This window comes from Microbulbifer sp. ABF4_143 (assembly GCF_056160225.1).
In genome coordinates this window covers 100,781-124,780 of sequence record NZ_JBSWWT010000007.1, presented here as the reverse complement: position 1 = coordinate 124,780, position 24,000 = coordinate 100,781, and the positions used below count along the sequence as shown (strand labels likewise).

General features: G+C 64.1%; 27 protein-coding genes and 5 tRNA genes. 26 read left to right on the top strand and 6 right to left on the bottom strand.

Annotated elements, in window-relative coordinates; all coding sequences use genetic code 11:
* Positions 1-44: 44 nt before the first annotated feature.
* Positions 45-575, bottom strand: a complete 531-nt coding sequence (locus tag ACXAF3_RS07610; RefSeq protein WP_475111693.1) for a glycine cleavage system transcriptional repressor — start codon at positions 573-575, stop codon at positions 45-47.
* 109 nt (positions 576-684) lie between these two features.
* Here ACXAF3_RS07610 and ACXAF3_RS07605 point away from each other — a divergent pair, with 109 nt between their 5' ends.
* The 4 genes from ACXAF3_RS07605 (at position 685) to ACXAF3_RS07590 (ending at position 2,775) form a co-directional block, all read left to right on the top strand.
* Complete coding sequence (locus ACXAF3_RS07605) at positions 685-987, top strand: MTH1187 family thiamine-binding protein (protein WP_475111692.1); 303 nt, start codon at positions 685-687, stop codon at positions 985-987.
* Between the two features lie 18 nt (positions 988-1,005).
* Positions 1,006-1,812 (top strand): class I SAM-dependent methyltransferase, encoded by an 807-nt coding sequence (locus ACXAF3_RS07600; protein ID WP_475111691.1) that lies wholly within the window; start codon positions 1,006-1,008, stop codon positions 1,810-1,812.
* A gap of 101 nt (positions 1,813-1,913) precedes the next feature.
* The gene (locus ACXAF3_RS07595; RefSeq protein WP_475111690.1) at positions 1,914-2,150 is read left to right on the top strand and encodes a YheU family protein; all 237 of its coding nucleotides are present in this window, start codon (positions 1,914-1,916) and stop codon (positions 2,148-2,150) included.
* Positions 2,143-2,775 (top strand): alpha/beta family hydrolase, encoded by a 633-nt coding sequence (locus ACXAF3_RS07590; RefSeq protein WP_475111689.1) that lies wholly within the window; start codon positions 2,143-2,145, stop codon positions 2,773-2,775. The genes ACXAF3_RS07595 and ACXAF3_RS07590 overlap by 8 nt, the downstream gene beginning before the upstream one ends.
* Here the strand turns inward: ACXAF3_RS07590 and ACXAF3_RS07585 are convergent, their stop codons facing one another.
* On the bottom strand, positions 2,776-3,060 hold the full coding sequence (locus tag ACXAF3_RS07585; RefSeq protein ID WP_475111688.1) for an antibiotic biosynthesis monooxygenase family protein: 285 nt from the start codon (positions 3,058-3,060) through the stop codon (positions 2,776-2,778).
* Positions 3,061-3,191: 131 nt separating this feature from the next.
* Here ACXAF3_RS07585 and tusA point away from each other — a divergent pair, with 131 nt between their 5' ends.
* Positions 3,192-3,422, top strand: coding sequence for a sulfurtransferase TusA (gene tusA, locus ACXAF3_RS07580; RefSeq protein WP_475111687.1), 231 nt, complete (start codon positions 3,192-3,194; stop codon positions 3,420-3,422).
* A gap of 61 nt (positions 3,423-3,483) precedes the next feature.
* Here the strand turns inward: tusA and ACXAF3_RS07575 are convergent, their stop codons facing one another.
* The gene (locus ACXAF3_RS07575) at positions 3,484-4,170 is read right to left on the bottom strand and encodes a hypothetical protein (RefSeq protein WP_475111686.1); all 687 of its coding nucleotides are present in this window, start codon (positions 4,168-4,170) and stop codon (positions 3,484-3,486) included.
* A gap of 307 nt (positions 4,171-4,477) precedes the next feature.
* On the opposite strand from ACXAF3_RS07575, the gene ACXAF3_RS07570 reads away from it, so the two are divergent.
* From ACXAF3_RS07570 to ACXAF3_RS07550, 5 genes are read left to right on the top strand one after another with little or no spacing between them, the layout of a single operon-like run.
* Entirely contained in the window at positions 4,478-5,077 is a 600-nt protein-coding gene (locus tag ACXAF3_RS07570) for an elongation factor P hydroxylase (RefSeq protein ID WP_475111685.1), read from the top strand.
* 10 nt (positions 5,078-5,087) lie between these two features.
* On the top strand, positions 5,088-5,993 hold the full coding sequence (locus ACXAF3_RS07565; protein ID WP_475111684.1) for a 5'-3' exonuclease: 906 nt from the start codon (positions 5,088-5,090) through the stop codon (positions 5,991-5,993).
* The gene (locus tag ACXAF3_RS07560) at positions 5,990-7,117 is read left to right on the top strand and encodes a 4-phosphoerythronate dehydrogenase (RefSeq protein ID WP_475111683.1); all 1,128 of its coding nucleotides are present in this window, start codon (positions 5,990-5,992) and stop codon (positions 7,115-7,117) included. The genes ACXAF3_RS07565 and ACXAF3_RS07560 overlap by 4 nt, the downstream gene beginning before the upstream one ends.
* The gene (locus ACXAF3_RS07555) at positions 7,114-8,250 is read left to right on the top strand and encodes an ATP-NAD kinase family protein (protein ID WP_475111682.1); all 1,137 of its coding nucleotides are present in this window, start codon (positions 7,114-7,116) and stop codon (positions 8,248-8,250) included. The genes ACXAF3_RS07560 and ACXAF3_RS07555 overlap by 4 nt, the downstream gene beginning before the upstream one ends.
* A 5-nt stretch (positions 8,251-8,255) precedes the next feature.
* Positions 8,256-9,188 (top strand): class I SAM-dependent methyltransferase, encoded by a 933-nt coding sequence (locus tag ACXAF3_RS07550; protein ID WP_475111681.1) that lies wholly within the window; start codon positions 8,256-8,258, stop codon positions 9,186-9,188.
* 111 nt (positions 9,189-9,299) lie between these two features.
* Here the strand turns inward: ACXAF3_RS07550 and ACXAF3_RS07545 are convergent, their stop codons facing one another.
* Positions 9,300-9,698 (bottom strand): hypothetical protein, encoded by a 399-nt coding sequence (locus ACXAF3_RS07545; RefSeq protein ID WP_475111680.1) that lies wholly within the window; start codon positions 9,696-9,698, stop codon positions 9,300-9,302.
* The gene (locus ACXAF3_RS07540) at positions 9,698-10,912 is read right to left on the bottom strand and encodes a pyridoxal phosphate-dependent aminotransferase (protein WP_475111679.1); all 1,215 of its coding nucleotides are present in this window, start codon (positions 10,910-10,912) and stop codon (positions 9,698-9,700) included. The genes ACXAF3_RS07545 and ACXAF3_RS07540 overlap by 1 nt, the downstream gene beginning before the upstream one ends.
* A 126-nt stretch (positions 10,913-11,038) precedes the next feature.
* On the opposite strand from ACXAF3_RS07540, the gene msrB reads away from it, so the two are divergent.
* The 13 genes from msrB to ACXAF3_RS07475 all read left to right on the top strand — a co-directional run bounded on the left by msrB (position 11,039) and on the right by ACXAF3_RS07475 (position 19,895).
* Positions 11,039-11,458 carry a peptide-methionine (R)-S-oxide reductase MsrB gene (gene msrB / locus ACXAF3_RS07535; protein ID WP_475111678.1) on the top strand — a complete coding sequence of 140 codons (420 nt, stop codon included), beginning with the start codon at positions 11,039-11,041 and terminating at the stop codon, positions 11,456-11,458.
* Entirely contained in the window at positions 11,455-12,204 is a 750-nt protein-coding gene (locus ACXAF3_RS07530; RefSeq protein WP_475111677.1) for a DUF1499 domain-containing protein, read from the top strand. The genes msrB and ACXAF3_RS07530 overlap by 4 nt, the downstream gene beginning before the upstream one ends.
* A 207-nt stretch (positions 12,205-12,411) precedes the next feature.
* Positions 12,412-12,487, top strand: a tRNA-Glu gene (locus ACXAF3_RS07525).
* A gap of 2 nt (positions 12,488-12,489) precedes the next feature.
* Positions 12,490-12,565 (top strand) — tRNA-Gly (locus tag ACXAF3_RS07520).
* A 132-nt stretch (positions 12,566-12,697) separates the two neighbouring features.
* A tRNA-Glu gene (locus tag ACXAF3_RS07515) sits at positions 12,698-12,773 on the top strand.
* 208 nt (positions 12,774-12,981) lie between these two features.
* Positions 12,982-13,057 (top strand) — tRNA-Gly (locus ACXAF3_RS07510).
* 243 nt (positions 13,058-13,300) lie between these two features.
* The gene (locus tag ACXAF3_RS07505; RefSeq protein ID WP_475111676.1) at positions 13,301-14,236 is read left to right on the top strand and encodes an ABC transporter ATP-binding protein; all 936 of its coding nucleotides are present in this window, start codon (positions 13,301-13,303) and stop codon (positions 14,234-14,236) included.
* On the top strand, positions 14,233-15,006 hold the full coding sequence (locus tag ACXAF3_RS07500) for an ABC transporter permease (RefSeq protein WP_475111675.1): 774 nt from the start codon (positions 14,233-14,235) through the stop codon (positions 15,004-15,006). Before ACXAF3_RS07505 ends, ACXAF3_RS07500 begins: the two co-directional genes overlap by 4 nt.
* A gap of 24 nt (positions 15,007-15,030) precedes the next feature.
* The gene (gene queF, locus ACXAF3_RS07495; RefSeq protein WP_475111674.1) at positions 15,031-15,861 is read left to right on the top strand and encodes an NADPH-dependent 7-cyano-7-deazaguanine reductase QueF; all 831 of its coding nucleotides are present in this window, start codon (positions 15,031-15,033) and stop codon (positions 15,859-15,861) included.
* A 68-nt stretch (positions 15,862-15,929) separates the two neighbouring features.
* Positions 15,930-16,451 carry an HdeD family acid-resistance protein gene (locus ACXAF3_RS07490; RefSeq protein WP_475111673.1) on the top strand — a complete coding sequence of 174 codons (522 nt, stop codon included), beginning with the start codon at positions 15,930-15,932 and terminating at the stop codon, positions 16,449-16,451.
* A gap of 10 nt (positions 16,452-16,461) precedes the next feature.
* Positions 16,462-17,916: an alpha/beta hydrolase gene (locus tag ACXAF3_RS07485; protein WP_475111672.1), complete on the top strand. Its 1,455-nt coding sequence runs from the start codon at positions 16,462-16,464 to the stop codon at positions 17,914-17,916.
* A 175-nt stretch (positions 17,917-18,091) separates the two neighbouring features.
* On the top strand, positions 18,092-19,336 hold the full coding sequence (locus tag ACXAF3_RS07480) for a DcaP family trimeric outer membrane transporter (RefSeq protein WP_475111671.1): 1,245 nt from the start codon (positions 18,092-18,094) through the stop codon (positions 19,334-19,336).
* A gap of 28 nt (positions 19,337-19,364) precedes the next feature.
* Entirely contained in the window at positions 19,365-19,895 is a 531-nt protein-coding gene (locus tag ACXAF3_RS07475) for a hypothetical protein (protein ID WP_475111670.1), read from the top strand.
* Positions 19,896-20,081: 186 nt separating this feature from the next.
* Here the strand turns inward: ACXAF3_RS07475 and ACXAF3_RS07470 are convergent, their stop codons facing one another.
* Positions 20,082-21,476: an adenylate/guanylate cyclase domain-containing protein gene (locus ACXAF3_RS07470; protein ID WP_475111669.1), complete on the bottom strand. Its 1,395-nt coding sequence runs from the start codon at positions 21,474-21,476 to the stop codon at positions 20,082-20,084.
* 241 nt (positions 21,477-21,717) lie between these two features.
* Here ACXAF3_RS07470 and ACXAF3_RS07465 point away from each other — a divergent pair, with 241 nt between their 5' ends.
* The 3 genes from ACXAF3_RS07465 (at position 21,718) to ACXAF3_RS07455 (ending at position 23,972) form a co-directional block, all read left to right on the top strand.
* Positions 21,718-22,284, top strand: a complete 567-nt coding sequence (locus tag ACXAF3_RS07465) for a nitroreductase family protein (protein WP_475111668.1) — start codon at positions 21,718-21,720, stop codon at positions 22,282-22,284.
* Positions 22,285-22,485: 201 nt separating this feature from the next.
* Positions 22,486-22,573: transfer RNA gene (locus tag ACXAF3_RS07460), tRNA-Ser, on the top strand.
* A 367-nt stretch (positions 22,574-22,940) separates the two neighbouring features.
* Positions 22,941-23,972: an isoaspartyl peptidase/L-asparaginase family protein gene (locus ACXAF3_RS07455; protein WP_475111667.1), complete on the top strand. Its 1,032-nt coding sequence runs from the start codon at positions 22,941-22,943 to the stop codon at positions 23,970-23,972.
* The last annotated feature ends 28 nt before the right edge of the window (positions 23,973-24,000 follow it).

The window sequence follows — 24,000 nt, the reverse complement described above, 5'->3', positions numbered from 1 at the left end:
CGGGTCCCGTCCGGCGTCATCGGAGGGCGCGGATTATTCCACAATTAGGCAGAGGGCGCGATCTCCTCGCAGTCGATCTCGACGCCCAGTTCGTCGGCGATCTCATCCAGCTCGTCGCGCAGGCCGTCCAGATCCATATCCTCCGCCACGCTGATGGTGCACTCGGCGGTGAACAGCGGCTCGCCGCTCCAGGGGGTGCTGCTGAAGCCGGTTTCCAGTTGCTCCATGTTGATCCGGCGCGCGGCCAGGGCGCGGGAGATTTCGCGCACTATACCGGGGCGGTCGTTGCCCACCAGCTTCAGCGTCACCGTCTGCTGCGGCCCGGCGGCCACGGCCAGGGCCTCCTCCACGACCAGTTTGAACCCCTCTCCGGTCAGGGCGGCGAGCGCATTCTTGAGCCCCTGGCAGGATTCGCTGGGTACGCTGACGCGCAGGATGCCGGCGAACTTGCCGGCAAAATGCGCCATGCGGCTGTCTTCCCAGTTGCCGCCGTTTTCCGCCACGACGGCGGAAAGCTTCTCCACCACGCCCGGTTGGTCATCGCTGATCAGGGAGATAACGAGGTGCTGTTGCATGGGGTATTCCTTTGCTGCAATGGGGACGGTTACACTGCATTGTATCTGATAACGCGATCGGCTGGTCGTAAAGCCGTTGCCAGCGATCGGTCACTTGCGGAGTCTGTCGATGAAAGTGCACGCGGATTTGTGTGTGATACCCATCGGGGTCGGGGTTTCCGTTGGCGAGTATGTCGCCGAGTGCCAGCGGGTGCTGGAAGAGGCGGGCCTGGAGCACCGGATGCACGCCTACGGCACCAATATCGAGGGGGACTGGGATGACGTGATGGCGGCGGTCAAGCGCTGCCACGAGCGGATTCACGCGCTGGGCGCGCCGCGTATCAGCACCAGCCTCAAGCTGGGAACCCGCACGGATCGCGAGCAGTCTCTGCAGGACAAGATCGACAGCGTTCGGTCGAAACTGAATAAGTAATAAAAAAGAGGAGTAAGTATGCAGATTGGGAAATTGATAACGGCACTGGCCTGTGCTGCGGTCTTTGCCGGCTCTGCCCAGGCCGCCGAGCTCAAATCGGTGCTCGAAGGCGATCACCGCACCAATGCCTACGCCGCGCGCGACCAGTACCGCAACCCGGCGGAGACGCTCGGCTTTTTCGGTATCGAGCCGGATATGACCGTGGTGGAAATCACCCCCGGCGGCGGCTGGTACACGGAGATTCTCGCCCCCTACCTGAAAGACAGGGGCAGACTCTACGCGGCCCACTTTCCGGCGGACAGCGAGTCCGGCTACTACCAGCGCTCCCTGAAGGCGTTCAAGGCAAAGCTCGCGGCCAATGAGGAGGCCTATGGCGAGGTGGTGCTGACGGAATTCGATCCGGCGGGCGGCCGCGAGGTGGCGCCCGCCGGCAGTGCCGATGCGGTGGTGACTTTCCGCAATGTGCACAACTGGATGAGCGGCGGTTTCGAGCAGAAGGCATTCGACAGCTTCTACAAGGCCCTGAAGCCGGGCGGCGTACTGGGAGTCGTCGAGCACCGGGCCAAGCCGGGTACCAGCCGCGCGGATATGATTCGCAGCGGCTATGTGACTCAGGACTATGTGATCGAACTGGCGAAGAAGGCCGGCTTCGAGCTGGAGGAATCCAGCGAAGTGAACGCCAACCCGAAAGACACCGCCGACCACCCGAAGGGTGTCTGGACCCTGCCGCCGGTGCTGCGTCTCGGCGACCAGGAGCGGGAGAAATATCTGGCGATCGGCGAGAGCGATCGCATGACGCTGCGCTTCCGCAAGCCGAAGTCTTAATTTACGCGTAGGAGCGGCCCACGGCCGCGATCGATATCGGGAATTTCCCGGAGTCAGATCGCGGGCGTGGGCCGCTCCTACGTTGAGTGTCAGGGGGTTTTATGATCGTTCCTTTTCAACAACTGGAACCTGATACACTGCAAAACCTGCTGGAGGAGTACGCCACCCGCGACGGTACCGACTACGGCGAGCGGGAGCTGAGCCTGGCGGACAAGGTGGCAAACCTGCGCCGCCAGCTGCAGTCCGGCGAGGTGGTGATCTGGTTTGAACCGGGTGAGGAGTCGGTCAACCTGGTCTTGGCGCGGGATATTCCCGAGGATGGGCTGGGCAATGGCTGAGACGCTGCTGGACAGCCCCGCCGAGCCCAGGGCGCGCTTTCTGTTCGCGCACGGTGCCGGAGCGCCGATGGACAGCGATTTTATGCAGGCGCTCGCCTCGGGTCTGTGTGAGCGCGGTGTCGAGGTGATCCGGTTCGAATTTCCCTATATGGCCGCGCGGCGCAGCGGCGCCGGCCGGCGCCCGCCGAATTCGATGCCGCAGCTGCTGGACTGTTTCCGAGAGCGGATAGCCGCTGCAGCAGGTGCCGATGATGGGCTGCCGCTCTATATCGGCGGCAAGTCCATGGGTGGCAGGGTGGCGAGCCTGCTGGCCGGGGAGTACGCCGGCGGCGAGGTCGCGGGGCTGGTGTGTCTGGGGTATCCGTTTCACCCGCGCGGCAAGCCGGACAAGCTGCGCACGGAGCACCTGCTGGAACTCCAATGCCCGACCCTGATTGTGCAGGGCAGCCGCGACCCGCTGGGGTCCGCGGAGGAAGTGGCCGGCTATGGGCTGCCGGAGAGTTTCCGTTTTCTGTGGCTGGAAGATGGCGATCACGATTTCAGGCCGCGCCGTGCCAGCGGCTTTACCCGGGAGCAGCATTGGCGCGCGGCGGCGGACGCGGCGGCGCGGTTTATGGTGGGGTGATTACGCCGTCTCCAGGATGGTGATCCGCTCCTCGTTCACCAGTACCGGCGCGAGCAGGGCCATCTGCCCGCGGCGGTCCTCGCTGGTGTACCAGTGCTGCCAGTGCAGTTCCGACTGCCACTTGGACAGGGTGAAACGGCGCAGCGGATTGCCCTTTTCGACAAAGGTCTGCCCCTCGATAAACCCGACGGTGCGATAGGCGTGGGTCAGTATCTTGCGCGCCGTTTCCTCGTAGGTGCTCTGCATATCCGGGGCGATTTCCCGCTCAATCAATACGTAAATCATCGTTCACTCTTGATAAACCCATAACCTCTGTGGATTCTAGCGCGGTGGAGCCGGATCAAGGGGGCAAATTGGCCGACCCGCCGGGCATAGTTGCAGATGACGACAGCGGGCAAATCGCGCAAAATGGCCCGATGAAGTCAGACCACACCCTCGATGCCCGCGGACTCCTGTGCCCGGAGCCCGTCATGATGCTGCACGCCGCGGTGCGCAAGGTCGCCCCGGGCGAAATCCTGCAGATGATCGCCACCGACCCGTCCACCCAGCGGGATGTGCCCAAGTTTTGTCAGTTCCTCGGCTACGAGCTGGTGCAACACGCCGAGGAGAACGACGAATTTATCTACTGGATCAGGAAGGCCGAATAAGTGCCCGGCTCCTACACAGGTTACAGTGCCCTTCCCACGCCTTGGGGAAGGGCACCGGTGGTCAGGGAGAAGTCACCAGCGCCGCAATGGCCGCCAGCGCCTCCGGATCCTCGGATTTGATCTTGTTGGCGATATGGTGCTGAAAGAAATAGCGGAAGCCACTGGACTCCTGCGCCGGGTAGAGGCACAGGTCGCCGGGCAGCACCGGCGTGGTCTCCACTATGTCGTGATCGATCAGCATGCCGTGAATCTCGCCGCTGGCATACAGTCGCCAGCTCACGACTTCGGTGAGGGTCAGGTTTTCCCGCTGTTCGTCCATAAACACCGCGTGGGTGCCGATGGTGTCCGGAATCTCCTGCAGTACCTCTTCGGCCTTGCTGTTCTCATACTCGAAGTATTCCGCCGCAGTCTCCAGCTCGACGATCTTGTGGATGGGGGGCTCGTGGAAGATTTCCTCGATGCCGGGATCGTAGTAGCCCTCGAAGCGTCCGTCTAAAGGATCCTTGATATCCGGACAGGCCACGATGGAGTTTAACCAGGGAACGAGGCCTACGACCTCGCCGTTTGCTTTGAGGCCCCAGCACAGAATTTTCAGGCTGTAGAGATCATTGCCGCTGGAGCTGTTGGAGTAGAGCATTTCCAAGCCGTCTAGCTCCGGCGACAGGCGGATAAAGCGCTTGCTCGCAGAAGTTTCGATCGGCTCGCCGGTGAAGAGGTCAACCACGTTGGTGAAACTGTGGTCGGTCATGGAGCACCTCCTTGCAGGGCCGGTTGTATACCGTCTCCAGTCAGAAGATGTTGCGTACCGCGGGTGCCCTATCTCTGAATGAAGACCGGGACAGGAGGGCATTTGACTGCTTATCCCCCCCTGGGGGAATCCGGTCAAAGGGCAGGGGCCCCTTTCCGGCGTCCCTGTCACTAAAGGTATATGCTGATTTGCCGAAATACAACTGGCGCCTTAGGTCTGTCCAGTAGCCGGAGGGCGGCTTTCCGCGACTTTGATCCGGGCGGTGGCGTTGATATAGTCCCCGCCTTTGTCGTACCCGGAGAAGTCCTTGTCTGCCTTCAGCCCCGAACCGGCCCGAATCCCGACCGCGGAGCCACTGGCCGATCGTATAGTGGCGGTCTTCGACCGCTGTTTCGCCAGCCCCGCGGGCTTCAACACCCGTCTGCGCGGCGGCTTCGCCGAGCCCTACTACCGGCCGGCGAACGGCAGGGGCGCCGGGGGAGGGCTCGGCTATCACCGGGTGGAGTTCACCCTGGACTACCCGGCCAGCGCCCTGCACGAGGCCGCCCACTGGTGCGTGGCCGGGGCCGAGCGCCGGAGGCTGCCGGACTACGGCTACTGGTATGCGCCGGACGGGCGCTCGGCCTCGCAGCAGGCCGAGTTCGAACGGGTGGAGGTGAAGCCCCAGGCACTGGAGTGGATCTTCTCCCGCGCCTGTGGTCTGCGCTTTCGCGCCAGCGCGGACAACCTGGAGAGCGGCCTGGGCCCCAGCGACGATTTCAAGCGCGCCATCTGGCAGCAGGTGCAGGACTACTGCCGCGAGGGCGTAAACGCCCGCGCCGGGACCTTTGCCCGCGCGCTGGCGCGGGAATTCGGGCGTCCGGATCCGCTGAATGCGTCCCTTTACCGGCTGGCGGACCTGTCGTGAGCCCCCCGCTATGAGCAGCTTCCTGGTCGACGCCTCTGTCTATATCTTCCGCTACTACTTTGCGCTGCCGCCGAACTGGAGCAGCCGCAGCGGCTACGGGACCGAGGCGGTGTACGGCTTTACCAACTTCCTGCTCGACCTGCTCGCGCGGCGGCCCCGCCATATCGCCTGCGCCTTCGACGAGTCCCTGGGCAGCTGTTTCCGCAACCAGCTCTACCCGGACTACAAGTGCAGTCGCGCGCTGCCGGACGAGGCGCTGGCCTTTCAACTGGCCGCCTGCCGGGAGATGGGCGAGGCCCTGGGGATCGCCTGTTTCGCCAGCGAGCGCTTTGAGGCGGACGACATTCTCGCCACCCTGACCCGTCTGTGTCGCGATCAGGCGCCGGTTGTCGTCAGCCGCGACAAGGACCTGGGCCAACTGCTGGACAGGGGCGCCGCGAGCCTGTGGGATTTCGCCGCCGACCGGCACCTGGATGCCGCCGCGATTCGGGCCAGGTTCGGTGTGCGCCCGGGGCAGATCGCCGACTACCTGGCCCTGGTCGGCGACAGCAGTGACGATATCCCCGGCGTGCCAGGTATCGGCGCCAAGACGGCGGCGCGGCTGCTGGCGGAGTTTGAAGATATAGAGACATTGCTGCGGCAGACGCAGCGGGTCGCGGAGCTCAAGCTGCGCGGCGCGGCCGGTATCGCCGCGCGCCTCGGTGAGTACGCGGATCAGATCCGGCTGGCCAAGCGCCTCGCGAGCCTGGAAGAAAATATCGGGCTGAACATCGATCTCCGGGACCTGGAGCCGCAGCCGGTGGATATCGCCGTGGCCCAGGCGCTGGCGGACGAGTTCGGTATCGGCGGCCTCAAGGCCAAAATCGCGCGGACACTGTCCGCGGTAGCGGGTGAACAGAGCGGGGAAAGCGTGTGAAGAAGACAGAGCTGACGATCGTCGCCGACGAGAATATTCCCGCGCTGGAGGACTACTTCGGCGACCTGGGTAGGCTGGTGCGCCTGCCCGGGCGCACGCTCAGCCGCGCGCAGCTGGCGCAGGCGGATATCCTGCTGGTGCGCTCGGTCACCCGGGTGGACGCGTCTCTGCTGGACGGAACGCCGGTGCGTTTCGTCGGCAGCTGCACCATCGGCACGGACCACCTGGATACCGACTGGCTGGAGCGCCGGGGTATTCCCTGGAGCGCCGCGCCCGGCTGCAACGCCAACTCGGTGGTGGAGTATGTCTTCTGTGCCCTGGCGGCGCTGGGGGTGGACTGGTGCGGGCGCAGTTTCGGTATCGTCGGCTGCGGCAATGTCGGCGGCCTGCTGCAGCGGCGGCTGCACGCGCTGGATATTCCCTGCGCCGTCTACGATCCCTGGCTGCCGCACAACCCGGACGCGGCGGACCTGGACAGGGTGTTGCAGCAGGATGTGATCTGCCTGCACGCGCCGCTGGTCAGCGGCGGCCCGCATCCCAGTCTGCATATGATCGGCGCAGAGCAGCTGGCGCAGATAAGGGGCGGCGCCGTGTTGATCAGCGCCGGTCGCGGCGCGGTGGTGGACAACCGCGCCCTGCTGGATCTGCTGCGCGAGCGCAGGCGTTTCACCACTGTGCTGGACGTGTGGGAAAACGAACCGGATATAGACACCGAATTGCTGGAGCTGGTGGATATCGGCACGCCGCATATCGCCGGCTACAGCCTGGACGGCAAGCTGGCGGGCACGCGCATGATCCGCGAGGCCGTATCCAGGGCGTTGGATCTTCCTGCAGGAGCGGCCGCTGGCCGCGATGGAGGCCCGTCGAAGCCCCGCTCCCTGTCGCGGCCAACGGCGGCTCCTACAGGCTTTTCGGCAATGGCAGAGCTGCTGCTGCAGATCTACGATCCGCGCCAAGACGACTGCCGCCTGCGCGCGGCGGCAAAGGGCGATGAGCCCATGAACAAGGCCTTCGACCGGCTGCGCCGGGAATACCCCGAGCGGCTTGAATTCTCCCACTATCGAATCGATGCCGAACTGAGTGAATTGCAGCGGCGGCAACTGAAAGTATTGGGGTTGCAGTGAACATCAAAAAACTTGGACTCATCATCAATCCCTGGGCCGGTGTCGGCGGCCCGGCGGGCCTGAAGGGCAGCGACGGCGCCGACACGGTGCAGCGGGCCCTGGAGGCCGGTATAGAGCCGCAGTCCCACAGGCGCGCGGCCATCGCGCTGGAGGCGCTGAAGCCGTTTGCGGCGCAGCTGGAGATACTCTGTTTTGCCGGCGATATGGGCGCGGACACCGCCGCGCGGCTGGACTTTCGCGTCCAGGTGGTCGGCGCGGCGGAATCCGCCCCCTCGACGCCGGCGGATACGGAAAGGGCGGCCGCGGCGATCCGCGATGCCGGCGCCGACCTGATCGTGTTCGTCGGCGGCGACGGCACCGCGCGCAATATGGTCAACGCCCTCGGCGACGACTTTCCGGTGCTGGGGATTCCCGCCGGAGTGAAGATGCACTCCGCCTGCTTCGCCATTTCCCCCAGGGCGGGCGGCGAGGTACTGCGGCGGCTGATGGCCGGGCAGCTGGTCGACCTGCACCAGCGCGAGGTGCGCGATATCGACGAGAAGTCCTTCCGCGAGGGGCGCGTCAGTACCCGCTACTACGGCGAGCTGCTGGTGCCGGAGGAGGGCCACTTCCTGCAGGCAGTCAAAAACGCCGGGCGCGAGGTGGAGGAGCTGGCGGTGGCGGATATCGCCGCCGACGTGGTCGAGGAACTGGATCCCGACACCCTCTATATCGTCGGCCCGGGCTCCACGACCCTGGCGATACTGAACGAGCTCGGCTGCGACGGCACCCTGCTCGGCGTGGACCTGCTGCGCGATGGCGAACTGGTGGCCGCGGATGTCGGCGCGCCGGAAATCGAAAAGGCCATCGAGGCGCACGGCGGACCGGTAAAAATTGTGCTCACCGCCATCGGCGGCCAGGGGCATCTGATCGGCCGCGGCAACCAGCAGTTCTCGCCCAAAATATTGCGCGTGGTCGGGCGCGACAATCTGATCGTCGTCGCCACCAAGACCAAGATCACCGAGCTCGGCGGCCGCCCGCTGCTGGTGGACAGCGGCGATCCGGCACTGGACGAGCAGTGGAGCGGGTTTATTCGCGTGATCACCGGCTACCGGGACGCGATCCTGTATCCGCTCAGCAACGGGGACCTGTAAGAACAATGTCTAAGGACTGGCGCCCCCTGCTGGAACAGGTGGAAACAAAACTGGCGGAAAAGAGCCCGGACAGCCGGCGCCTCTTCCACGGCCGCGGCCGCTGCTACCCGGGACTGGAACAGGTCTGTGTGGACAGCTTTTTCCCGGCGCTGCTGGTGACTTTTTTCGAGGAATACGAAGGTGAAGAGGCGCTGTGCGAGCAACTGTGGCAGCTGGCCGAGCCTTTCGGCTATCTGGGCGTGGCCGCGCAGCGGCGCTACCAGCGCGGCGCGCCGGTAACCTGGCACTGCGGCCAGCCGGTGGCGGCGCCGCTGGCGCGCCGCGGCGAACTGAAGTTTCCGCTGACCTTCGAGCGGCAGAATGTCGGCTTCTTTCTCGATATAGAGCCGGGGCGCCGCTGGCTGGAAGCCCAGGTCAGGGCCCACGCCGATACCGAGAATCTGAAACTGCTGAACCTGTTCGCGTTTACCTGCGCCTTCTCCGCCGTCGCCCGCGCCGCCGGAGAGCTGGAAGTGGTGAATATTGATGTGAACCGCGGCGTGCTGAACCGCGGTCGCGAGAACCACACCTTCAACCAGCTGCCGCTGAAGGGTATCAAGTTTCTGCAGCTGGACGCGCTGCGGGAATTCAACCGCTTCGACCGCCGCGGCCCCTTCCAACTGGCGGTCGTGGATCCGCCCACGCGGCAGAAGGGCAGCTTCGATGTCAGTGAAGATTACGGCAGACTTCTGCAGCTGCTGCCGGGCTGCCTGGCGGCGGAGGCGGAGCTGCTGATGGTGATGAACTCGCCGCGTCACGGCGAGGCGCATTTCCGCCAGTTGATCGAGGGGGCGGACAGCCGCTACCGGGTGGTGGCGCGGCTGCCACAGAATCCGGATTTTCCGGACAGTGACCCGGACGCGGCGCTGAAGATGCTGCACGTCCGCTTCCGCCGATAGCGCCCCCCTGTAGGAGCGGCCCATGGCCGCGATCGGACTTTCCGCCAACCCGTGACATCGATCGCGGCCACCGGCCGCTCACACTGGTTTCCGAGTTGTGCCGCGCGCGCCCTACAGCGTGGCAAACTCCCGCATCAAGCGCTCCATCAAGGCCTGCAGCTGCGCCGAGGAGCCGTGGCGCACCGCCTGGTCCAGCAGCTGCGCATTGCTCTGTCCATCCCCGTTTTTGTTCACCAGCAACAGGAAACCGCGGTGACTCAACACCGCCTCTTCCACCGCCTCCTGGCGCACCAGCTGCGAGAAGTGGATATAGCCGCTCTGCTTCAGCCAGCTCATGGCGCCGAGACAGGCCAGGTGTCGCGGCGAGTGCAGGCCGAATTCATCCGGGGTGTCGGGCCCGGCGATATCCTCCACGTAGACGGTCGCGGGCAGGGGAAACTGGTTGAACAGCGCCAGCAGTATTCTGCCGGCGTCGCGGTAGAAATCGTGAATATGCAGATCGTCCAGCATTACTGCGAGTAGCGCTCCAGAAAGTGTCCGAGCCGCTCAATCGCGTGGCTGAGGTCGTCGGTGCGGGGCAGGAAGACGATGCGCAGATGGTCCGGCGCATCCCAGTGGAAGCCCCGTCCGTGCACCAGCAGGATTTTTTCCTGGCGCAGGAAGTCCAGCACCAGCTGTTCGTCGTTGTGGATCTTGTGCCGGTCCAGGCACAGTTTCGGGAACAGGTAGATGGCGCCCTGGGGTTTGACGCAGCTGACGCCGGGAATGTCGTTCAGCATCTGGTAGGCCAGGTCCCGCTGCTCGCGCAGGCGGCCGCCGGGCAGTACCAGGTCTTTGATGCTCTGGTAGCCGCCGAGCGCCGTCTGTACGGCGAACATCGCCGGCACATTGCCGCACAGGCGCATCGACGACAGTATATCCATGCCCTCGATAAAGCCTTTGGCGCGCTGCTTGGCGCCGCTGACGATCATCCAGCCGGAGCGGAAGCCCGCCAGGCGGTAGGATTTGGACAGGCCGTTGAAGCTCAGGCAGAGCAGGTCCCCGGCCAGTTTCGCCATCGGCGTGAACTCGGCGTCGTCGTAGAGGATCTTGCTGTAGATCTCGTCGGCGAAAATCACCAGATCGTGGCTGCGGGCAACTTCTACAATTTCTTCCAGCAGCGCGCGCGGATAGACGGCACCGGTGGGGTTGTTCGGGTTGATCACCACTATGCCGCGGGTGCGCGGGGTGATCTTGGCCTTGATGTCGTCGATATCCGGCAGCCAGCCGGATGCCTCGTCGCAGCGGTAGAGTACCGGGTGGGCGCCGGTCAGGTTGGTGGCCGCCATCCACAGCGGGTAGTTGGGCATCGGCAGCAGCAGTTCGTCGCCGTTGTTCAGCAGTGCCTGGGTGGCCATGGTGATGAGTTCGGAGACGCCGTTGCCGAGGTAGATATCGTCTATCTCCACGCCCTCGATGCCGAGGGTCTGGCTCTCCTGCATAATGGCCTTGCGCGCGGCGAACAGCCCCTTGGACTCCACATAGCCCTGGGCCTGGGCCAGATTGTGGATCACATCCTGGATAATCTCGTCCGGGGCGTCGAAGCCGAAGGGGGCCGGGTTGCCGATATTCAGCTTGAGGATGCGATGGCCTTCCTCCTCCATGCGATAGGCCTGCTCCATCACCGGGCCGCGGATTTCGTAACAGACGCCGTGCAGCTTTTCCGACTTGAGAATGTCCTTCATGATGGTGGTCCTGGGGGCACTACTTTGTAGGAGCGGCCGGTGGCCGCGATGGATATCGGAGATTTCTGCGGTCCTATCGCGGCCAACGGCCGCTCCTACAGGAACTGGGTGGAATAGGATCAGAGTATGTCAAAAGAAAAAGACGATAACTACTGGCGCGACAAGCTGACACCGGAAGAATTTCACGTTTGCCGCGAAGCGGGTACCGAGCGCCCCTTTAGCGGCGAGTACTGGAATGTGTTCGAGGACGGTGTCTACCGCTGCCGCTGCTGCGGCGAGGTGCTGTTTGACTCGGATGCCAAATTCGAAGCCCACTGCGGCTGGCCCAGTTTCGACGCCGAGGCGCGGGCGGGGGCCGTCGAGGAGCGGCCGGACGACAGTCTCGGCATGCGGCGCACCGAGATAGTCTGTGCCAAATGCCACTGTCATCTGGGGCACGTTTTTCCCGATGGCCCGACGGAAACGGGATTGCGTTACTGCGTCAACTCGCTGTCGATTAAACTGGATACCGAGTCGAAAAAGAGAGGGAAGGGGGGAGAGTCGTGAGACAGAGACACTGGAGCCGCTGGCTGTTGCGCGCGCAATGGCTGCTGCTGGGTATCATATTCTGCGCCGGCCTGGCGCTGCGGCTGGAGCTGGTGCACTTCAAGCCGGTATTCCAGGTATTCAGGTACGCCGGTCTGGCGGCCCTCGGCGTGGCGCTGCTCGCGATGCTGGTGTTTATCTGGGGGCTGGTGAAAAGGCACGCGCAGAGCCGCCGCAACGCCCTCTGGGCCGCGGTGCTGGGGCTGTTGCCGGTGGCGGTGCCGCTGCTGACCGTGGGCAAGAGCAACTTCGAGGTTCCGCGCATCCACGACATCACCACCGATACGAAGGACCCGCCGGCCTACCGGGCGGTGCTGTCCCTGCGCGATGCGGACGACAACAGTGCGGAATACGCCGGTGAGGCCGTGGCCAAGCTGCAGCGGGAGGCGGATATCTACGCGGACATACTGCCGCTGGAATTGCAGATGTCGGTGGACAGGGCCACGGAACTGGCGGCGCAGGTGGCCGAGGATCTCGGCTGGCGCCTGGTGGCGGTGGATCCGCGCCGCGGCCATCTGGAGGCGGTGGACAGGACGCCGCTGCTCGGCTTCACCGACGATGTGGTGGTGCGGGTGCGGGACGAGAACGGGCAGGTGCGGGTGGATGTCCGCTCCAGCTCGCGGGTTGGCCAGAGCGACCTCGGGGCCAACGGCAAGCGTATCCGCAGTTTCCTGTCCGAGCTGAAGGCGCGGGCGGCGGCGGAGTAGGGTGGCGGCGGGGCCGGCGCCCCGCAGACACAGGGTTTCGGTAAGTGCCTGACTACAAAAGAAAAAAATACAAAAAAAGTTTCGACGCGGGTGTTGACAGCCCCCCGGGTGCTACATAGAATGCGCCCCACTTCTGACGCAGAGCTGATCTTTAAGGCGACAGCCAAAAGGGTCGAGACGCTTGAAGTGAACAGAAGTGAGTCCGGGGTCCCCTTCGTCTAGAGGCCTAGGACACCGCCCTTTCACGGCGGTAACAGGGGTTCGACTCCCCTAGGGGACGCCACTGCGGGAATAGCTCAGTTGGTAGAGCGCAACCTTGCCAAGGTTGAGGTCGCCGGTTCGAACCCGGTTTCCCGCTCCAAGTTTTCTACTCTCTGTAGTGATCTATCACTACAGAGAGTTGCCAGGGGAGATTTCCACTGGCGATGCCACAGACAGTGTGGCAGCATTGGTTGCCCTGGTTTTAAACCGAGGGGCCAAGTGCAAGTTTTCTGTCCCCATCGTCTAGAGGCCTAGGACACCGCCCTTTCACGGCGGTAACAGGGGTTCGACTCCCCTTGGGGATGCCAACACGGCCCGGCAGCTCTCGAGCTGCCGGGCGTACAGGAAAGGCGGGAATAGCCCAGTTGGGTGAGGCAAGTGTCTGCTTCGCTCGGCGAAGCGCGCCGCCGAACGGCGTCAATCTGAGATTGGCGACCGGAAGAGCGCAGAATGAAGAGTGCGCTTACAGTGATGGAATTTGGTGCCATGTGCGACACTGGCGCCAGAACAGTTTAGGCGGGAATAGCTCAGTTGGTAGAGCGCAACCTTGCCAAGGTTGAGGTCGCCGGTTCGAGCCCGGTTTCCCGCTCCAATTAAAAAAGCCGCTCACTAGAGCGGCTTTTTTTTGCGCGCAATTCACAGGAGCCGGTCGGGCGAATACCGGGTTAGTCCTCCGGACACGCTGCGGTCGCCGGCAGGAGCCTGCTTGCAGGCGAAAGGATCCGCGCTCCGTAGCCTTCGCCTGCAAGCAGGTTCCTGCGGGGGCCGCGCTCAGTCCGGTTGAAATATACCGCCCGAGCGCGTTGAATAGCGCCCTCAGTTTCAGGAGGCAGTCATGACCGCCGCGCTCTCCATCCAAAATCTCGAGAAAACCTACGACAACGGCTTCCGGGCCCTGAAGGGCATCAGTTTCGCGGTGCAGCCGGGGGACTTCTTTGCGCTGCTGGGCCCCAACGGCGCCGGCAAGTCCACCACCATCGGTATCATCTGCTCGCTGGTGCGCAAGACCGCCGGCCGCGTGTCGATCTTCGGTGTCGATATCGACGAGGATTTCCCCGCGGCCAAGCGGATGCTGGGCGTGGTGCCGCAGGAATTCAATTTCAGCCAGTTCGAGAAGGTCTACGATATCGTTGTCACCCAGGGCGGCTTCTACGGCATGCCGCGCAAGCTGGCCGAGGAGCGCACGGAGAAGTACCTGAAGCAGTTGGGCCTGTGGGACAAGCGCGGCACCCAGGCGCGCATGTTGTCCGGCGGCATGAAGCGCCGCCTGATGATCGCCCGCGCGCTGATTCACGAGCCCAGGCTGTTGATTCTCGACGAGCCCACCGCCGGCGTGGATATCGAGCTGCGCCGCTCCATGTGGACCTTCCTCGAGGAGATCAACCGCCAGGGCACCACCATTATCCTGACCACCCACTACCTGGAAGAGGCGGAGAGCCTGTGCCGCAATATCGCCATCATCGACAAGGGGGAGATTGTCGAGAACACCTCGATCAAGTCGCTGCTGAAAACCCTGAACCGGGAGACCTTTATTCTCGACTCGAGCGAGGCCCTGAGCGAGTGCCCGGATCTGCATGGCTTCGAGGGCAAACTGATCGATGAGCACAGCCTGGAGGTGACGGTGGAAAAAGGTCAGTCGCTGACCGACCTGTTTGCGGCGCTGGCCGGGCAGGGCGTGCGTATCGCCAGTATGCGCAACCGCGCCAACCGCCTGGAGGAGCTGTTCGTGTCGCTGCTGGCGAAAGAACAACAGGCGGAGGACGAGCAGTGAAGGGCAACGCAACCTGGACATCCTTCGCCACAATACTGCGCCGCGAGGTGCGCCGCTTCACCCGTATCTGGCCGCAGACGCTGGTGCCGCCGGTGATCACCATGTCCCTGTATTTCGTGATCTTCGGCTCCCTGATCGGCAGCCGCATCGGTCAGATGGGCGGCTTTTCCTATATGGAGTTCGTGGTGCCGGGGCTGATCATGATGGCGGTCATCACCAACTCCTACGCCAATGTGGTGTCCTCCTTCTACAGTGCCAAGTTCCAGCGCAGTGTGGAGGAGCTGCTGGTATCGCCGACGCCCAACTGGGTGATCATGGCCGGCTATGTGCTCGGCGGCGTCGCGCGCGGGCTGATCGTCGGCCTGATCGTCACCCTGATAGCGCTCTTTTTTACCTCGCTCAGTGTCGAGCATCTGGGCGTCACCGTCGCGATCGTTTTCCTGACCGCGGTGCTGTTTTCCCTCGCGGGCTTTATCAATGCGATACTGGCCAACAGCTTCGACGATATCTCGATTATTCCGACGTTCGTGCTGACGCCGCTGACCTATCTCGGTGGCGTCTTCTATTCCATTGAGCTGCTGTCGCCCTTCTGGCAGGGGCTGTCGAAGCTGAATCCGGTGCTGTATATGGTCAACGCCTTCCGCTACGGCGTGCTCGGCGTATCCGATATCAATGTGGCCTGGGCCTTCGGCGGCGTCCTGGTGGTTATCGCGCTGCTGTTTGGCTGTGGGTTGTACCTGATGACCCACGGCAGGCGTCTGCGCCACTAAATGGCCTGGAATCCAGGAGTCTGTATGAACCGAGAAGACTGGCAAGACCTGCCGCTGGGCAAGGCAACCCGCTACGAATCCACCTATAACCCGCAGTTGCTGCACCCGATACCGCGCCGCGTTTCCCGCGCGCAGCTGGGGCTCAGTGACGACGCGCTGCCGTTTTTCGGCGGCGACGAGTGGTGGGGCTTCGAGCTCTCCTGGCTGAACCCGAAGGGCAAGCCACAGGTGGCGGTGGGCAAATTCACCTTTCCGGCCAGCAGCCCGAATATGGTGGAGTCCAAGTCGTTCAAGCTGTACCTGAACGCCTTCAACCAGACGGTGTTCGAGTCCCTGGACGCGGTGCGCGCGACACTGTTCAAAGATCTGAGCGCGGCGGCGGGCGCCGAGGTGTCTGTCGTCCTGTTCGAGGTGGAGGACGCCGCGCTGGCGGTGCAGAAGCCGCAGGGCTATTGCCTCGACGGGCTGGATATCGAGACCCGCCAATACCAGCCGGATGCGGCGCTGCTGAAACTGAAAGAGGGCGGCGGGCAGGTCAGTGAAACCCTGTACAGCCACCTGCTGCGCAGCAACTGCCCGGTAACCGGTCAGCCGGACTGGGCGACGCTGTGCATCGAATACAAGGGTCCGGCGCTGGATCGTGAATCGCTGCTCGCCTATATCGTCTCCTTCCGCGAGCACCAGGACTTTCACGAGCACTGCGTGGAGCGTATCTTCTGCGACCTGCAGCGGCTGGCGGACTTTGCCGAGCTGACGGTCTGCGCCCGCTACACCCGCCGCGGCGGGCTGGATATCAACCCGCTGCGCAGCAGTATTGCGGGCAAAAATTTTCCGCCGAGATTCCAGCGCCAGTAGTCCCCCTGCGCCGCTATGGTCTTTAATGAGGGAAATGATCCCTGATTTCGGCTGAGCGGGAGGCGCATATGAGAGATGCGGGTTTCGGCGGCAAGGCGATGACCACACTCGGCATCCTGATGATCGCGCTGGGCGCGGTGGCACTGATGACACCGGCGATTACCGGGCTCTCCGTCGCGATGGTCGTCGGCGTGCTGGTGCTGATCGGCGGTCTACTCCGCCTGATCTGGGCGTTTCGCGCCGGCAGTCTGGGCAAGGGCATAGCGGGCATCGCGCTCGGCCTGCTGACCATAGCGGCGGCGGTAATACTGCTGAGCCATCCGCTGCTGCTCGCCAGGACGCTGATACTGCTGCTGGCGATCTATTTCATTCTCGACGGGGCCGCGGAGCTGCTGGCCGGCTGGCGCGCCAAACCGGAAACCGGCAAGACCTGGCTGATACTGGGCGGCGTCGTGTCGGTCCTGCTCGGCGTGGTTTTGTGGATGCAGTCTCCATTCGCCGGAGACTGGGCGCTGGGCATACTCTTCGGTATCAAGCTGATCTTCTCCGGCATCATTATCGTCTCGGGAGCCAGACCGGTGGCCGAATAGCCCGCGCGCCATGTGGGCTCTGCGCTTCCTGTGCCACTGTGCCGTCGGCGCCGTCCTGACGCTGCTGGTCGTATTCGCACTCTATATCGAGCGCCTGCCGGATCTGCAGGTCTGGCATACGGCGGATCTGGATGCCGAGTACCGCGAAGGCTCCCCCGTTTCGACCTTCCCCGAATACCTGGCGCTGGAAGACAGGTTGTTCGCGCAGCTCGACGAGGAGGTCTACCGCAAGACCGGCCCCGCCGGACCCGGCAGTATCAACCGCTACCAGCGCGGCAGCCTGGCGGATCCCGACCGCTGGTCGCCGGACTGGAACCGGAGTTTCCTGTTGGAGGCGGAAGACCCCGGCGCCATGGTACTGCTGTTGCACGGCCTGACTGATGCACCCTACAGCCTCCGCCACCTGGGGCGGCGTTTGCACGAGTCCGGTGCCACTGTGTTGGGGCTGCGCATTCCGGGCCACGGCACCGCGCCCTCGGGCCTGGTCGACGTCACCTGGCAGGATATGGCGGCGGCGGTGCGCCTCGCGATGCGACACCTGGCGGCATCGGGGCGCGACAGGCCGATTCACATCGTCGGCTATTCAAACGGCGCCGCTCTGGCCGTCCACTACGCGCTGGCGGCCATGGACGACCCCGAGCTGCCGAAGGTGCGCAGCCTGGTGCTTATCTCCCCGGAAATAGGTGTCTCGCCGGTTGCGGCGCTGGCGGTCTGGCAGGAGCGCCTGGGCCAGCTGCTGGGGATCGAAAAGCTGCAGTGGAACAGTATCCACCGCCTCGAATACGAACCCTTCAAGTACGGTTCCTTCGCGATCAACGCGGCGGCCCTGACCCACCGGCTGACGCGGGAGATTCGGCGCCGGATCGGCGAGTTGGCGGCGGAACAGCGCCTGGATCAGATGCCGCCGATCCTGTCCTTTTCCTCGGTGATCGACGCAACCGTCGAGGCCCCGGCGGTAGTACGGGATCTGTTCAATCTCCTCCCGCTCGGCGGCCACGAGCTGGTGCTGTTCGATATCAATCGCCAGGCAAAAATCGAACAGTTCCTGACCTGGAATCCGGATCGGATGATCGCGGCCCTGCAAAAGGCGGAGCCCAGGCACTACGCGCTGACACTGGTGACCAATGCCAACAGCCGGTCGTCGCAGGCGGTCGCGGTGCGCTGGCCGGCGGGGCAGCGCAGCGCCGGCAGGGTGCCACTCGGCCTGTCGTGGCCGAGCGGCGTCTATTCCCTGTCTCACGTCGCGCTGCCTTTTCCACCGGATGACACCATCTACGGTGGATTTCCGTCCGCGCCCGGCCCGGGCATTCAGCTCGGCAATCTGGCGCTGCGCGGCGAGCGCGGTGCCCTCGCCATCAGTGCCTCTGCGCAGTTGCGCCTGCGCTGGAATCCCTTCTACGCCTGGTTGGAGCGGCGCGCGATCGGGTTTATCGGTCTGGCGCCGGGCGGCCAATCGCCGGACTGACAGCTTGTTGAAAAAAGCGATCTGGCTTCCTTCAACCCGGGTGTGCGGCTCGGGTCCGCAAACCAGGGCCTGCTAACCTTATTGGCCTGTACCGCCATCGAATTTGGTATGGACGGGTCCTGAGTTTTCGCTCTATTCGACCGCCTTCAGCCAGGGAAGGGGCATAGCCAACGGCATGGTTTTTAACGCGCGGCAATTTGCCGCCACCGCCACTCTCGCGCTCGCGCTGCAGACCGCCGCGCCGCCACTGCGTGCCGGCGACACGGATCGCCATCCCGCCTACGGGGACCTCGAGACGGCCATCGCGGATGCAAAGACCGACTGGCCCGGCGCCATTCCGCTGCTGGGCAGCGACACCCGCATAAAGATCAGCGGCTTTGCCGAGCTGGACGCCAATCACGACACCGGCGCTATCTCAACGCCGGCGAAATTCGCCACCAGCGCGATTGTCACCGGTGAGGCGACCGCGGCTGAGGGGGAGAGCGGCGAGACCCACTTCAGCGCGCAGGCCTCGAGGCTGGTGGTGGAAACGCGGACTCCGCGTCACAGGCACCTGCTGACCACCTTTGTCTCGCTGGATTTCTTTGGCGATTCCTCCAGCACCAAACCGGAGGTGCGCCTGCGCCGCGCCTACGGCGAGGTGACGGACGTCCTGCTCGGCGGCGACCTGCTGCTGGGACAGGACTGGTCCACCTACACCAATGTCCACGCGATCCCCAACACGCTGGATTTCGAGGGCCCCAATTCGGTGTTCGGCACGCGCCATCCGCTGCTGCGCTGGACCAGGCCGCTGTGCCCCGGGCTGGCGCTGAAGCTGGCTGCCGAGGCGCCGGACAAGCGCGCGTTTGAAGGCGCCGAGCCCGTATCGCGCTGGCCCGACTTCGCCGCCGCGCTCAGCGCCCAGGGCGAGAGCTTCAACTTGCAGGGCAGTCTGCTGGTGCGGGACCTGCGCGCCGCTGCCGACGACGATTCGACCGTATCGGAGACCGGCTGGGCCGCGAGCTTGGCCGGCCGTGTGCATATGCCGGCCAATCTGCGCCAGGACTTCGCGACTGTTTCACTGACGATCGGCGAGGGGTTCGGCGGGCTGCTCAACGACGGCCCCCCCGATGCGCACTACGACGCGGCACGGAATAAGCTGCAGGCGATCGAGACGCTGGGCTGGTTCGGCAGCTACCAGCACTGGTGGACCCCGAAACTCTACAGCGTCGCCTCCTATGGCGAAGTGCGGCAGGACAACCTGGCGGCGCAGCCGGGGGGCGCCTTCAGGAAAACACAGTACAGCAGCGCCAACCTGACCTGGACGCCCTTTCCGCAGTGGCTGCTCGGTGTCGAGGTGCTGTATGGAACACGGGAGGACAAGGATGGAGACGCAGGCTCGGATTTCCGCACCCAGATCACCAGCCGCTTCTCCTTCTAGGGAAGGGGGGAGCGCAATCCCCACCTGGTTGACCCTGTGCGCCAGTTTGCTGCTCGCCGCCTGTTCCTGCGCGACTACTGTCGTCAACCATATCTGGAGCGAGCTTGCGCCCGGCGAGCGGGCCCTGGGCAAGACGCTGGTGTTCGCGGTGCCCTTCAACCCCGTGTCCGAAACCGGCGCCCGCGCCGAGAGCGCCTGGGTGCGCCATCTGCGCCGCCGCGGCATCGACGCCTACGCCTGGAACCTGGCCTGGCCCGGCGCCGCAGTGCCGGAGGTGCAGGCTGTGGCCGCGGCGGCCCGGGAGGGGGGCTTCGACACACTGCTGGTGGCGCGGGTGGTCGAATTGAAACAAGTGGAGCGGGAGACACCGGCCTCGCAGGTGGCCGTGGTCGAGACCGGGCTCTACGATGTCCGCAGCGGGCGGGTCTTGTGGCTGGTGCAGACGGACACCTACCTGATCAGTTTCGACGGCGAGGTGATCCGCTACCCGCGGGAGAGCGTGATTCGCGAATATGTCGAGGTTGTCAGCCGGGCCATGTTCGCCAGCGGCGTGGAGTGAGCGGCAGAACCTCTGAATAATTCCGTAATACCTCTGCAGCCTTCAGGGCCCGCCCTGCGGGGCTTGCAGAGCGATCCACACTCTGCGTTGCGGCTTCTTGAAAGGTCTAGACATTCCTGCGAAGCCGCGCCTTGATTGTGAACCGCTCTGCAAGCCAGAGGTATCGCGGAATTATTCAGAGGTTCCCTAGATAATGACTTTGCGCTTCAGGGTCGCGACCGCCTTCTCCAGCGACTGCAACACCTTGTCCTTGTCGTAATTGCGGATCTTGTCCAGATCCAGGTGCATGGAGAAGCCGGGCGCGTGGTCCTCGAGGTAGCTCTGCTGGCCGCCGAGGTTTTTGCGCAGGTCGGTGACCTGGTAGACCTTAACCGGCGTGCTGAAGCCCTTGACCGTGATATGGCCCTTGTCGCGGCACATAACGGTGTGCTTGATCATGGCCCAGGTCTCGTGGCTGATCAGTATCTCCCCCGGCTGCGCCGCGCCCTCGAGGCGCGCCGCCAGGTTCACATGGGTGCCCATCACCGTGTAGGACTGGTAATTCGCGGTGCCGAAGATACCCACGGTGCAGTAGCCGGTGTTGATGCCCATGCGCACCTGCAGCGGCCGCGATATACCCTTGTTGTACCACTCCTGCTTCATCTCCCGCACACGCTTGCGCATCGCCAGCGCCATGGCCACGCAGCGCAGCGCGTCGGACTTGGGACCCTTGCTGTCGTCATCGCCGAACACCACCATCACCGCGTCGCCGATAAACTTGTCGATGGTGCCGCCGTACTGACCGGCGATGCGGGCCATCTCCGACAGGTAGCTGTTCAGCAACTGAGTGAAAGTCTCGGCCTCCAGCTCCTCGGTCAGCTGGCTGAAATCCTTGATATCGGAGAAGAACACCGTGAGCAGCTTGCGCTCGGTGACCAACTCACCCTCGCGCCCGTTGGTCACCGCGCGCCAGAGGCGCTGGGGCAGGTATTTGGACAGCTTGTAAGTGCGCATTTTGCTCACACTCCGCTCCTGGGTCAGCGCGCGGTTGGTCTCCTTCAGGTGGGCGATCTGCTTGTGGGTGTAGAAGGCCCAGGCACAGAAGTAGGTGAAGACGCCGATCAGGCTGGCGGCGCTGATCGTCAGATCCGCATTGACCACCAGCGTGGGCTTGTGAATCAGGTAGCCGGCGCCGACGCCCAGCAGCAGGCCGGTGTTGTGTTCGAACCAGCGGCGCCCGCCGCCCTCGGTCAGCGCGTTGAACTGGACCATGGTCACGAACAGCAGCGACGGCAGCAGGCTGAAATTGGCCAGGGCGATAGCCGCGCCGATCAGTGTCGCATCGGTAAAAGACAGCCAGCGGCGCACCTTGCGCGCACTGCCGGCACTGGCCCGGCGGCTTATCTGGTAGGCGACGGCGGTATAGAGCAGCAGCAGGGCCGCCATACCCAGGGGCAGCAGCTTGTTCACCTGCCAGGGCGACGACCAGTTGACGACGTTCACCAGCGTGCCCGCCGCGGCGAAGCAGATCAGTGTGCGGAAATAGAGGGGGTAGCGGGGATCTACCTCCCGCCCGGTATTCTCCTCAGGCTGGTCCTGCATCTCTGTGGTTATCTTTTTTTCGGTTGAGCAGAAATTGAGCAACAAGCGGCGCGGCAATTCCGCGGGTTCTGGCCCGGTCTAATGGGAAGTGAATTGCAGCAACGGTGGCTGGAGCGAAGTGTACTCCTCAAGCGTACAGAATGCGAAATATCTGTCGCCGGGCGCCGTCTACGGGGCGTGCATAGGCCGCCCCCGCCGCTTGCGGTAGAATCCGCCAACCGAAGTCTGACCGGAGAAAGCCATGGATGCCCTGACCGCACTGCACAACCGAGTCTCAACCGGCCTGTTGACCGATCCGGCCCCCAGCGAGCAGCAGCGGCAGAACATCTTTCGCGCGGCCCTGCGCGCGGCCGACCACGGCTGTCTGCGCCCCTGGCGTTTCCTGACCGTGGAGGGCGAGGCGCGCAACCGCCTGGGCGAGCTGTTCCTGCGCGCGGCGGAACAGGCAGAGGGCGGCTCCCTGAGCGACGCCCAGCGCGAGCGCACCCTGGCCATGCCCCTGCGCGCGCCGCTGATCGTCGTCGCCATCACCCGCCTGCAGGAACACCCGAAGGTGCCGCACCTGGAGCAGCATATGTCCACCGCCGGCGCCGTCCAGGCCATGCTCACCGCCGCCTACGCCGAGGGTGTCGGCGCCTACTGGCGCACCGGCGCCCTGGCCTACAGCCCGCTGGTGGCCGAGGGGTTGGGCCTTTCGGACAGCGAGCGCATCGACGGTTTCATCTACTGCGGCACCCCCCAGAAACCCCCGCGCCAGGCCCCGGAGCTGGCCGTGGAGGACTATTTTGCCGAGTGGAATCCTCAATAAGGGTTGCGCTGGGGTCTCTGTTTCTGTAAAGTGCGCGCTCGCTGAACGGGAGCTATGTTCCTGATTTAGCTAAAAATTTGCTTCGGCGAGGTCCCCGATCGATGTCGAAGCGAAGAGCGCGCCCTCAGGGCGTAACGAGCACGCAGGCGTGCGGACTGGCAGCTCGAAAAAAAGCCAGCAGAGAACGCGACAATCAGTTTCGGTGAGGTGTCCGAGTGGTCGAAGGAGCACGCCTGGAAAGTGTGTATGTCGAAAGGCATCGAGGGTTCGAATCCCTCCCTCACCGCCATTAAACAAAAAAGCCCGGCTCATGCCGGGCTTTTTTGTTTAACCGCGATGCGGGAGGGTGAGAAGCCTCGCCAGGGTTTGACCAACCCGCGCCAGCGAGTTGGGACCGAGGTGCCTCGCGCCGAGCCCGTAGGGTCAAAACACGTTCAGGTGTGTTTTGAGTCAATCCTTCCCTCTCCACCCTATCAGGCGAGAAGCCCTGTCAGTCGCAGATTCACAGGGGGCTTTTTGCGTTTCGCGCTTCGCTGCTTGCAGTGTCTGCGGTAGTGGCCAAAAACACTGGACCGCTGCGGTCCTCCCTTCCCCCGGGCAGCACAACATGCTAATAAATGCCGGCTCTGACCACTCGATCGGAAATGGCATTCACGATGATCCACAAAGTCCTGCGCATAGTCGCCGCCTTACTCCTGGCTTACAGCCCGACGCTGCACGCCGAGCGTCCCATCGCCATCGCCATCCACGGCGGCGCCGGTACCATCGAAAAGAGCAAGATGACCCCGGCGCGGGAGAAGGCCTATCGGGACAAGCTGAGCGAGGCCCTGGACAAGGGCTACGCGGTGCTGGAAAAGGGCGGCAGCAGCCTGGACGCGGTGGTCGCGGCGATCACCGTGCTGGAGGACTCGCCTCTGTTCAACGCCGGCAGGGGCGCCGTCTATACCTACGACGGACACCACGAGCTGGATGCCTCCATTATGGACGGCGAGACCCGCGAAGCCGGTGCGGTCGCGGGTGTCAAGCGTATAGAGAACCCGATCGAGCTGGCGCGCATGGTCATGGAGGATTCGCCTTTCGTGATGCTCGCCGGCGAGGGCGCCGAGACCTTCGCGCAGTCGCGCGGAGTGCCGCTGGTGGACAACAAGCTGTTCGATTCAGAGCAGCGCTTCGAGCAGTTGCAGAAGGCAAAAGAGAAGCTGAAAGAAGAGCAAAAGCAGGATAAGGACTACCAGGCCGCCGTGGGCCGGCTGCCCGCGCCTTTCAGGATGGGCACCGTCGGCGCCGTGGCCCTGGATCGGCAGGGCAATATCGCCGCCGGCACCTCCACCGGCGGCATGACCGCCAAGCGCTACGGCCGTATCGGCGACTCCCCGGTGATTGGCGCCGGCACCTTTGCCGACAACGATTCCTGCGCCGTTTCCGCCACCGGCCACGGCGAGTACTTTATCCGCTACAACGTGGCCGCGGATATCTGCGCGCGGGTGCAGTATCTGGGCGAGTCGGTGGCCGAGGCGGCGGACGAGGTGATCAACCGGGAACTGACTCCGGTCGGCGGTACCGGTGGCGTCATAGTGCTGGATGCGGCTGGCAATATCGCGATGGTTTTCAATACCAAAGGCATGTACCGGGCCAGCCGCAGTTCCCGCCAGCCGGCGCGCGTGGCGATATTCAGAGATGGCGAGTAGGGGGGGCGCTCTGCGGCCGCTGCGTTTA